9 protein-coding genes and 1 pseudogene are annotated in these 10663 nt (G+C 68.1%); 3 read left to right on the forward strand and 7 right to left on the reverse strand.

Annotated elements, in window-relative coordinates:
- Window positions 1-36 precede the first annotated feature (36 nt).
- The 6 genes from QZT59_RS14820 to QZT59_RS14845 form a co-directional block, all read right to left on the reverse strand.
- Window positions 37-1113 carry a recombinase XerD gene (locus QZT59_RS14820; RefSeq protein WP_290818081.1) on the reverse strand — a complete coding sequence of 359 codons (1077 nt, stop codon included), beginning with the start codon at window positions 1111-1113 and terminating at the stop codon, window positions 37-39.
- A gap of 279 nt (window positions 1114-1392) precedes the next feature.
- Window positions 1393-3369, reverse strand: a complete 1977-nt coding sequence (locus QZT59_RS14825) for a hypothetical protein (protein ID WP_290818084.1) — start codon at window positions 3367-3369, stop codon at window positions 1393-1395.
- A 92-nt stretch (window positions 3370-3461) separates the two neighbouring features.
- Window positions 3462-4910 (reverse strand): MATE family efflux transporter, encoded by a 1449-nt coding sequence (locus QZT59_RS14830; protein ID WP_290818087.1) that lies wholly within the window; start codon window positions 4908-4910, stop codon window positions 3462-3464.
- A gap of 283 nt (window positions 4911-5193) precedes the next feature.
- Window positions 5194-5502, reverse strand: coding sequence for a chorismate mutase (locus QZT59_RS14835; protein WP_290818090.1), 309 nt, complete (start codon window positions 5500-5502; stop codon window positions 5194-5196).
- Window positions 5499-6377 carry a shikimate kinase gene (locus tag QZT59_RS14840; RefSeq protein ID WP_290818092.1) on the reverse strand — a complete coding sequence of 293 codons (879 nt, stop codon included), beginning with the start codon at window positions 6375-6377 and terminating at the stop codon, window positions 5499-5501. The genes QZT59_RS14835 and QZT59_RS14840 overlap by 4 nt, the downstream gene beginning before the upstream one ends.
- Before the next feature lie 245 nt (window positions 6378-6622).
- Window positions 6623-7972, reverse strand: a complete 1350-nt coding sequence (locus QZT59_RS14845) for a polysaccharide deacetylase family protein (RefSeq protein ID WP_290818095.1) — start codon at window positions 7970-7972, stop codon at window positions 6623-6625.
- A gap of 384 nt (window positions 7973-8356) precedes the next feature.
- Between QZT59_RS14845 and QZT59_RS14850 the strand changes: the two are divergent.
- Window positions 8357-8785: pseudogene (locus tag QZT59_RS14850) on the forward strand (DUF5796 family protein); the annotation flags it as partial.
- A gap of 158 nt (window positions 8786-8943) precedes the next feature.
- Window positions 8944-9204 carry a hypothetical protein gene (locus QZT59_RS14855; RefSeq protein WP_290818100.1) on the forward strand — a complete coding sequence of 87 codons (261 nt, stop codon included), beginning with the start codon at window positions 8944-8946 and terminating at the stop codon, window positions 9202-9204.
- A 66-nt stretch (window positions 9205-9270) separates the two neighbouring features.
- Here the strand turns inward: QZT59_RS14855 and QZT59_RS14860 are convergent, their stop codons facing one another.
- Window positions 9271-9405, reverse strand: coding sequence for a hypothetical protein (locus tag QZT59_RS14860; protein ID WP_290818103.1), 135 nt, complete (start codon window positions 9403-9405; stop codon window positions 9271-9273).
- Window positions 9406-9559: 154 nt separating this feature from the next.
- Here QZT59_RS14860 and QZT59_RS14865 point away from each other — a divergent pair.
- The coding region (locus QZT59_RS14865) for an AAA family ATPase (protein WP_290818106.1) at window positions 9560-10663 on the forward strand (1104 nt) is incomplete at its 3' end.

A 10663-nucleotide genomic window follows, 5' to 3' on the forward strand; every position in this document is an offset into this window, starting at 1 on the left:
GACGAACGGTCCCCCATCGTCGGCCTGGACGAACGCTCACTCGTCGTCGTGTGTCGGCTCGTCTTCGACCGCGACGAGCGATTGCTCTCGCGCCTCGCGCAGGGCGGTCTGCGGGCTGGTCGCGGCTCGTCGGTCGACGTCATCCTCGAGGCCCCGCCTGGCGCCGCCGGGTTTCAGGTACTCGCCGTCGAGATCGACGTCCGCCCCGTCGCACAGTCGTCGGAGAATGGTCCGCGCACCTTCGGTGGTGATCGCCGGCGGCGCGATCGAGTGCTCGCGGGCCACTTCGATCGCGGTCGCGTCGGCGAGCAAGCCTTCGATCGTCGGTTCCTCGAGTCCCCGCTCTCTCAGCGTCGAACGGACGGTGGCCGCGATCGACGGCGCGTGACGGGTCGGGAACAGCGGCCAGTCGGTCGTCGGCGGGTCGAGCGCGACCCGGTACCGTCGCAACGGCGTCCGCGCGGCGGCCGGAAGCGCCACGTCCTCAAGCCGCCGAGATCGACCGAGCACCCTGAGCGTGCCCGCGTAGAAGTCCACGTCGCCCCACGTCGCCCCCGTCCGGCGCTCGTCCTCGGGGACGCGAAACAGCTCGCCGCCGCGGACGCCCGCGTGGGCCAGCACGGCGACCATCGCGTGCTCTCGCAACCTCGCGAGGCGCTCTTCGTGGTCCTCGTCGACGTCGTTCGCCCGACGACGGACGTACGATTCGAGCTCTCGGCGGGCTTCGGTCGACCACTCCGTCGAGTCGTCCGAGGCGTCCACGGTGGGGAGCGCGGCGGCCGCAACTCGGCTCTCGGCCGGATTTTCCGGGAGCAACTCCGCTTGCTCGCACCACGACAGAAAGGCTCGAACGACCGCGAAGTAGGTTCGTGCCGTCGACGCGGCGTACTCTCCCCTGCCGGCTCGGACCCGTAACTCCCTCGCGTACGCTTCCATGTGATCGGCCTCGAGTTCTTCCAGCGACGACACGTCGTGTTCGTCCACGAGCCAGCGCTCCCACCGGCCGAGGATCGACGCCGCGTTCGAGGCGTACGTTCCCCCGCCGGACCCGGACGAATCGCCCACGGACTTTCGTTCGAGATACCGATCGGCGGCGTCCGCGATGGGGATCACGCACCGACCACCCGGCCGGGCGTCGAGCGTTGGGACGGACGTCGGTCGATCCGCCCGGTCTGGGGCGCGCCGGCATTCGAGCGCGACTCGCGACGCCGAACGGTGCGGATCCAGCGAGGCATTCGTTCGGCGGGACTCCCTCCAGGGCCGTAAATCTAGCTCTCGGGACGGATCCGGGACGGAACTCGTCCCTCGGTACGCAGTCCGGTTGTGACCCACCTCGCTGGATCGTCTTGCTGGCCCGTCCGTCGACGTCGGACGACTGACGACGGGTTCGCGTCACTCCTCGACTACGACCCCGCCGAGCGAGGAGTCTCGGTACGAGACCGACACGTGTCGTAGGTCCGGGACGTCGAGGCCCACCTCGTCCCCCGGTTCGAGCGGATCGTCCACCGACGCCTCGACGTCGATCTCCCGCTCTTCGTGGTTCTCGTTCCACGCCGTAATCTCGAGGTCGTCGAGGGTGAGGTCCGGTCCGTCGACGTATTCGAGGGTCTCGTCGTCCGCAGAGAGTGCGAACTCCGCGTCGGGAACGGCGCTGGCGAACCCGACGGTCGCCTCTCGCCACGCCACTACGACGTGGTCCCCGAACTCGACGTCCGAGAGCGTGACGCTCACCTCGTCCTCGACGACGTCGGTCTCGTCCGAGAACTGTCCGTCGGCCGGACGCGCGTCGTCGCCCCGGCCGATCTCGATCGCGTAGCCGTCCGCGGAGCGGGTCCGGTCGACGGACAGGGTGACGTCGAGAGTACCGTCCTCGAAGTGGTACGTGGACTCGATCCGTCCCGGTGGCCGGACCTCGTGCCAGGCCACGGCGTCGAATTCGTCGTCGCTTCCGTACGAGACGTAGACGGACTGTCCGCGCTCGGCGTCGATCGTCGCGGTCGATCCGTCGGAGACCTGCTCGCCGGCCCACGGTCGATCGAGCTCGTCCGGTCCCTCGTCCTCTCGTTCGTGGCGTCGTCGGTGGTCCCCGTCGACGCGCGCGACGTGAAGTTCGTCGCCGTCCAGTTCGTACTCGTCGACGTACTCGATCGTCAGCCGCGTCGCGTCCTCGTCGAACTCGAACTCGAACTGCAGATTCCCGAGCAGCGTCGTTCCAGAACTGCTCGAGCCGAACGCGTGTTCGTGGCGCAGTTGCACGCTCGTGTTGGGCTCGACGTCGTTCGTCTCGATCTGCAGGCGGTCACCCTCGGCGATCTCCGAGGCGCCGTTCGCCCAGACGTCTGGATCGTACGTCTCGTCGTTCACGGTGAGTTCGAGCTCTTCGATCGGCGTCGGATCGCCGTCCCGGACCTCCAGCTCGACCACGTCCTCGTCCAGGTCGATCCGGCCGTCCGCGGCGCCGATGCGGGGGCTCTGGTGATCGTCCTGTTCGCGGACCTCGCGAAGGTCGACCTCGATCGTGGCCGCGATCGTCGCGCCGTCGATTTCGACGTCCGGGCCTTCGCGGCCTCCCAGGTCGCCGAACCAGCCCCCATCGGCGTCGGCCAGTGCCGTCGCGAGCGTTTCGTCGGGGACGTCCTCGTCCGTGCATTCGAGGATCTCCGCGACTTCGAGCGTGTCCTCGTCGACCGCGGTCGTGGTCCTCGCCCAGTATCGGACGTCGTCGGGGTCGACGTCGAGTTCGTCCGTCAGTTCGTCGGTCTGCAGCGAGACCCGGAATGCATCGGCGTGGCCGAGCGCGTCGCTGGCGTGTTCGACCGCTTCGATCTCCGCGATCAGTCGATCGTCTTTCGACTCGATCGCGCCGAACGCCCCTTCGGCGAGTTCCTCCTCGGAGGCCGCGACCAGCACGTCGTCTTCGACCGCGACGTAATCGTCTTCGCCGGCCGATTCGTCCACGTAGAGATCGTAATCGTCGCGATCTTCGAGGTGCGTCAGGTCGTCGTCCGCATCCGGATCGAACGAGCCGATCGCGACCGATACGAATCCATCCATCCCGTACTCGTCGCCGATGGCGGTCGCGACGCGGGACGGGTCGTACGCTTCCTCGTCGTCGGGGTGGACGATCCACAGTTCGAACGCCGCGGCTTCTTCTTCCTCGAGGACGCTCATCGCCTCGACGTCGGTGACCCACAACCAGGCCGGGTCGTCGAACTCCGCGGGGAGAGACTCCAATACGGTTTCGAAACGATCGTCGTCCGGGACGATTTCGTCATCACCACCGTCGTCGAGCGAGAGGCAGCCGGCAGCGGCGAGGAGGGCGGTCGATCCGGCGGCACCGATCAGGGTTCGGCGGGAGGGCTCCTGCATGCGCCGACGATAATTTCCGGCCGAAAAAGTAATTTTCTATTACGTTATCCTGAGGTAACAGTTAGCGAGCGTCTATCAGGCGACCGCGGCCGTCAGTCGTCGGCACTCGCCGCCGAGGGCCGATACGAGCGGCTGATAACCTTCCACTTGCCGGTCGCGAAGCGGTAGTAGTTGATCGCGGCCGGAATCGCGGTTTCCGCGATGAAGGCCAGATAGAGCCCGTACAGGCCGAGCGGCGTCGTCGCCCCGAGGTACGCGAGCGGGATGGCGCCGCCGAACATGCCGAGGAACTGTCCGTAAAACGGCCAGCTGGTGTCCCCGGCGGCGTTCAGTGCCCCCTCCGCCGCGCCGGCGATTCCGCGAACGAGGATGGCGAAGCAGGCGACTTGCACGAGTGTGACGGCGACCGGGACGGAGAGTTCGCCCGGATCGTCGACGAATGCGAGGGTGATGGGTTCGGCGAAGACGAAGACGATCGCCGCCGAGACCGCGTAGACGGCCACGGAGAAGCGGACGATCTCGCGACCGTACCGTTCGGCGGTCCGCTCGTCGTTCGCGCCCAGTTCCTGGCCGACGAGGCTCGACGCGGCCAGGCTGAACCCCCAGCCGGGCGTGTTCATGAGCGCCCAGACGCGCCGCGCGATGACGTACGCGGAAGCGACGTCCGTCCCGAACATGTCGACGATCGAAAGCAGCGGGATCTCGGCGATCGTCCAGACGAGGTTGCGGCCGAACACGGGGACGCCGATCTCGACGAGCGACCGACACACCGCCAGGTCGGCGTACGTCCCGAAGGGTTCGACCGTCACGTCCATGTCCGGCACGCCGGGGAAGCGCCCGGTGACGAGCAAGGTCCCGAACGCGGCCGTCACGAGCACGTTCGCGAGCACGGTCCCGATGGCGGCCCCCACCACGCCCATTCCCACGACGAAGATGAGAACCGCGTTGATCCCGATATTGGCGACGGCGCCGCCCGCCCGGATGACCATCGGCGTCCAGGCGTCGTCCATGCCGACGAACGTGCGACTGCCGATCAGGTTCAAGCCGGCGAACGGGACGCCGAACGCGACCACCGCCAAGTACGCGGCTCCGAGCTCGATCACCTCGGGATCGTTACTGATGATCGAGATGAGTTCCGTCGAGAACGTCGCGAAGAACGCGGCGAGGGGAACGCTGACCAGCAGGACGAGCAGTACGCTCGAACGGATCGCCTGGCCGAGTTCGTCGAATCGTCCGGCGCCGTACCGCTGGGAGACCAGCGCGATCGTCCCGCCCGCGACGCCGCCGCCGACCGTAAAGGCGAGGCCCCAGAACGGTCCCGCGAAGCCGACCCCGGCGATCGCGGCGGAGCCGACGGCGATTCCGACCATCGCCACGTCGACCGCGCTCTTCGACATCCGGGCCAGCCCGGTGACGATCCGCGGCCACGCGAGATCGGTCGTCCGGCGCGCTCGCTCCCGGTCGATCAGACCCAGCCTGGCGAGGCCGAGGCCGACCCAGAGGATGACGAGCCGTATCGGGTTCGGCGGTCGCGGGGCCACGAGAACTGCGCCAAGGTTTCCGTCCCGTTCTAAAAGGCCTTCCCGACCCGGCAGCGCCGACCGGTTTTCGAAACGTAACCCACGGTTCGGTCCAACACGGCACGTGATCTCTCCGGTCCGTACAATCGATGCGGACGCTGGGGGCGGTTTCGGACTCGAAACCCTCGAGCCGGCGGTCCCACCGGCGGAACCGGAACTGATTACTCCGTCGTCGGAAGTCTCGACTCAGAAACGATGACGGCGGTAGTCGAAGCGCTCACATTGAGTCTCGGTTTCGACCGATTCAGCGATTCTCCCGCTGGTGTACTTTGTTCAGCTCGATCAACAGCCTGAAAATCGCCTTCACGAGGTTCGAGTCGACGTCGAATCTGTCGGCGTTCTCGCCGGCGCGCTCCATCACGCGTTCTTCTTGCTGTTCGTCCGTGGTCGGGAGGTCTTCTGCCTCCTTGACCTGGGCGATCGTGTCGGCGACGTACGTTCGACGCGCGATCAGCTGGACGATGTCGTGATCGATCTCGCGGATCTCCTCGCGGAGCTCGTCCAGGTCCATCTCCTCTGCGGTTCCGTCTCTGGGTCCGGTCTCTCCTGTCATCGTGGTGTCGTCCCTTCCGTTCTGGTTCGGGTTCGCCGCACCGCGCCGGGCCTGCGCTCCCAGCGTTCCCGGACCGGATCGAGGTTCGACTCGGTCCCGACGGCCACGTAGCTCGGGCCGGTTCCCGAGAGCGAGGCGCCGTCGGCCGCCGGTAGTGCGTCGACGATCGGGTCGGTCGGATACGTCAGGGCGGCGCAGAACGCGAAGCCGTTGACCGTCATCGCCTCGCCGTAGCGTCCGTCGAGCGCGAGCTCTTCGACGAGGTCCGCCATCGGCGCGATCCGTTCGCAAGCGGCGACGTCGGCGTCGGCGCTGAACGCCCGCTCCGGCGGCGTGTAGACCAGTACGTCCCAGTCGACCGCGTCCCGGGCGAGCAGCTCGTCCGCCCGGTTGTCGGTGACGGTGACCCCGCCGAGCATGCTCGCCGACGCGTCGTCGAACGCGCCGGTGACGGTCACGCCGGCGTCTCGGGCCGCCTCGACGCCGACCCGACAGGCGTCGACCGGATCGACCGCGTCGCCGAGGCCGAGCGCGTCGAGCGTCGCGACGACCGTCGCGTTGGCGGCCGCGCTGGAACTCTTCAGCCCCGCCGCCATCGGCACCTCGCTTTCGGTGCGTACCGTCGCGCCGGTCGATTCCGGGTCGCGGCCGGCCTCCTCGGCGTACCGCTCGATCGTCAGCGCCCCACAGCGTTCGATCAGCGCGGCGTCGGCATCGGGCGCGTCCGCGATCTCCCCGTCGACGTCGCCGTCGCCGTCGTCGTCGAGCTCGACGCTCGCGGTCGTCTCGAGGTCGATGGCGAACGCCGATCCGCGGCCGGTCGCGAGCGCGTTGAGGACGGTTCCGGCGGCGGGGGCGACGGCCCGGCCTTCCATGGCCGTACTCCGTCCAGGGGGTACTTACGGCTGGCGGTGTGGGCAGAATCCCTGGTCATCGCCCGCGGGAGCGACGCGTCCGGTGGCGTCGGCGCGCTCGTGTTCGGTGGCGTCGGCGTCCTCTCGAGTTGGCGACGTCGGCGCGCTCTCATATCCGGAGGCGTCGGCGCACGCTCGGGTTCGAAGGCACCAGAGCGCGCCCGCGGCGGGTTTCGAGACAGCCGCTCACTCTCTCGACAACCGCGTTACTCCTGGAAGACGTACTGGTTGGCCATCTCCGCTGGCGTAACCACGTCGAGTTCGCCGGCCGCGACGCGCTCGTCGATGCGGTCGAGCGTCGCTTCGAGCGCCGCGAGCGATTCCCCCCCGAGGCCCTCGAACGGGATCGTCGTGATTCCGCCGATATCGGCGGCCCAGTCGACCAGTTCCGTCGCCTCCTCGGGATCCGTCGGGCTCTCGGCTGCCGTCCAGAGGTGCGGGTTGGCGGCGTAGCCCTGCGAGCGAGACCGTTCGGCGAACGCGATATCGTAGTGGTTCCGGACGAGTTCGTACGAGTCGGCGTCGTACTGCGCGTCGGGGAACGCGAAGACCCTCGGTCCCTCGTGCCCGCGTTCGTCGAGCCAGGCCGCCGACTGGACGACCTCGCGATCGAGTTGCCCGTCTCCCAGACCGGTGAGCCGGCGGCCGCGAGCGCCGTACCCGCCGATCGTCCAGCCGGCCTGGGCGAGATCGTCGACCTGTGCGGGCGACATGGTGGCGCCGCCCCCGCCGATCGCCTCGGTCGGGACGAGCGCCGTCCCGGTGATACCGTGCTCTCGGAGGATCGAGAGCGCCTGCTGACGGTGAGACTCGTGGCCGCCGCGAAAGCAGAGCGCGACCTTTCCCCGGTCGGGCTCGGGGACGAAGTGGAGGTCGTCCACCCAGAACCGACTGGCGCTCCCCGCGTACCAGCGGACGAACTGGATCAGCGTGACCCGATCCGGATCCGGATCGCCCCGGACGCGAGTGAGTCCGAAGTTCTTGCGGACCATCGGCGTCCCGCCGGGCATGTACTGTCCGTACTCGTGGTAGTTTCCGTCGGGATCCTGGAGCTGGATGAGCGCCCACCCCGGTCCGTCGGCCGTCGTCGCGAGGCCGGGGGCCACCTCGCTGGTGTCGATGGGCTCGTCCAGTTCCCGACGGATCCGGGCCGTACCCCGCTCGTTCGGTTCCATGACCACGGACTGGGAGCCGATGGCCGAACGCTCGGTGTCCACGGACATCGAGCCGAGAAACTCCTGCCATGGACCCTCGTCCTCGAAGTCGTCGAACGTGCCGACGATGGAGGGGTGATTCTCCGCTTCTTCATTTTCGTCTTCGTCTTCGTCTCCGTCGTCTCCGTCCTCTTCGTCTGTTTCGTCCTCGGTGTTCTCCCCTTCGTCGGTTTCGTCCGCGTCCTCGTCGTCCTGCTCTCCTTCCACCGCCTCTTCGCCGACGTCTTCCGAATCGTCGACGCCGTCCACGGATTGATCTTCTCGATCCCCGCTCCCGGTGCAGCCGGCGATCGCGAGCCCGGCAGTCACCGCGGCCGTCGTGAGATACGCGCGTCTGTCCATCGCTCGTTCGAGACCGATACCGGACGGTCGAATTGTTATCCGCTCGATAGCTATCGTGGGGCGAGCTTACGGCTCCGATCGGCGACGGTAACCGGAGCGAACGCAGATCCCGGTCGGCGACGAGGTTTCGTCGACGTCGGCGACCGCTTCGGTCACGTGACGACCGCGACTCGTCGGCTCGACATCCCGTCGGGTTCGGCGTTGCGCGTCGACTCCGCTTCAGCGTCGGAATACGTCCCTGTAGGCCGCCAGTTACGGTCGGGGATTTCTCCGGTTCCGGATCGGTCATTCGAGTCGAACCGCTCGCGGGGACGGAGTGCACGAACGGTCCGAGAAGGGACGCGAGCACACAGGTTTTTGCCGCGGCCGCGGCTAGGGACGTTCATGAGCTGTCGCTCGAACGTCGCGCCGAGCACCCTGGAAGTCGACCTCGTCGAGGGTGGCATCGTGGTCCGGTACCTCGACGGGCGCGAAGTGTTCTACCACGGACCGCCGGCGGCGGTCGAGGAGGCCGTGACGACGCCGCCCGGAAAGGACGTCCACGTCCTCGTGACCGATCCCGACGGCATCGAGGGCGTGATGACCTACGTGAACGACCTGAAAACCGACGCCGGAATCCTCGAGTCGACGGGCGTCGGTCGGATCGTCCTCGATCGCGGCGAGCGAACGGAGTTGTTCCCCGGCGTCACCGTGGCGGCCGAGGGGTACTCCATCCGCGTCGCGGCGGATCCGTCCGTCGTCGACGGTCGCGTGTTCGTCTTCGCCGAGGACGAGTTCGACGAGCGAGCCTACGAGCTGGTCGATCGGACGGATGCGGCCGTCGTCGATGGCGCGAACGAGGCGGAAACGAACGCCAGGATCGAACCGGAAACGAACGGCGGGAGCGAACCAGAAACGAACGGGACGGAGGGAACGGATGCCGCGGGCGAGTCGGAACCGAACGACCCGTCCGATCAGCCCGCGGAGGGCCCGTGATCGTGCCGCTCGACAGGCAGTGGATCGGTTTCGATCGCTCCGTCGTCCACCGCGCACCCGACCGGCCGGGGATCCTCGAAATCGGGACGACCGACGGCGAGATCCTCGTCGTCGGCCACGGTTTCGTCAGGGAGGAACTGCAGAAGTACATCGAGTATCGGGACGCGACGCGGGTCCGCTGGAAGACGGTCCGAACGGTCGAGGACGCGAAGACGCTCAGGGACGAGCACCTCGACCGGCTGAGCGAGGAATCCTGACGGCGCGTCTCGGGCCGCGAGTCGGATCGAGGCGGGGACGATCGCGGTCGTGCGTGTCGGTCCGATTCATTGAATGTACGACGGCTCTTCGGCGTCGCAGTGTTCTTCGTGGGTGGCTGCGTCCTCGCGCTCGTCGAACAGGAGGCCGCACGATTCGCACTCGTACCAGGTCGCGTCGTCCCGTTCGGTCTGAACCACCATAGCGGACGGCACGACAGCCTGCCCATTAGTCGTTGTGCAGGTGACTATTCGATTAGTCGTTGCGCAGGTGACTATTCGACGGTCGCTCTGCGGGTCCGTGATCCGCCAGGTACGGGGGACAATTCTCAAGGCTACCCGGGGGAAAGGAACCGGCATGAGCGAGTCGGATCCAGACGGCGTGCGGCTCACGGTCCGCGCGGCCGAAAAGCGGGACGCGGGACGCGGCGTCGCGCGGATCCCCGAGCGCGCCCGCCGTCAGTTGGGCGTGCTGAGCGGCGACGCGGTGAGCATCGAGGGCGACCGATCGACCGTCGCGAAGATGTGGCCGGCCGATCCGTCGGTCGCCGAGACCGTCGTCCAGATCGACGCCGACACGCGAGCCAACGCGGGCGTCCACGTCGGCGATACGGTCACGGTCACGTCGCTCGGCGGGTCGTCGATCCCCGAGGCCGAACGCGTGACGCTCGCCCCGCCGGAGTCGGCCTCGGACGCCGAGACGAAACTGACCGAGCGGGTGGCCAATCAGAAGCTCCGCAACCGACCCGTCCGTTCGGGCGAGCAGATACGGATCGAGGGCGTCGCGTCCGAGCCCTTCCGGGTTCTCGATACGACTCCAGCGGGCGACGTCCGGATCTCGAGCTCGACGGCGGTGCGCGTCGCGAACGCCGGGGCGCCCGCGGTCGAACGCGCCGGCTCCGCCGGAGACGCCGCGGAACCAGACGCCGGGGCGGAACCGTCCGGGACCGGCGAGTCGGCGGCCGGTCGCGGCGGCGTCACCTACGAGGACATCGGCGGCCTCGACGAGGAGTTAGAGCTCGTTCGGGAGATGATCGAACTCCCGCTCTCGGAGCCCGAGCTATTCCAGCGTCTCGGCGTGGAGCCGCCCTCCGGCGTCTTGCTCTACGGGCCGCCCGGAACCGGGAAGACGCTGATCGCCCGCGCCGTCGCCAACGAGGTCGACGCCCACTTCGTCTCCATCTCGGGTCCGGAGATCATGTCGAAGTACAAGGGCGAGTCCGAAGAGAAGCTCCGGGAGACCTTCCAGCGGGCCCGGGACGAGGCGCCGTCGATCGTCTTCTTCGACGAGATCGACTCGATCGCCAGCGCGCGCGACGACGACGCCGACGCCGAGAGCCGCGTCGTCGGCCAGCTGCTGACGCTGATGGACGGGCTCGACGCCCGTGGCGAGGTGATCGTCATCGGGGCGACCAACCGTGTCGACGCACTCGACCCTGCGCTACGTCGTGGCGGGCGGTTC

It is taken from the genome of Halovivax sp. (assembly GCA_007119345.1).
Taxonomy (GTDB): domain Archaea; phylum Halobacteriota; class Halobacteria; order Halobacteriales; family Natrialbaceae; genus Halovivax.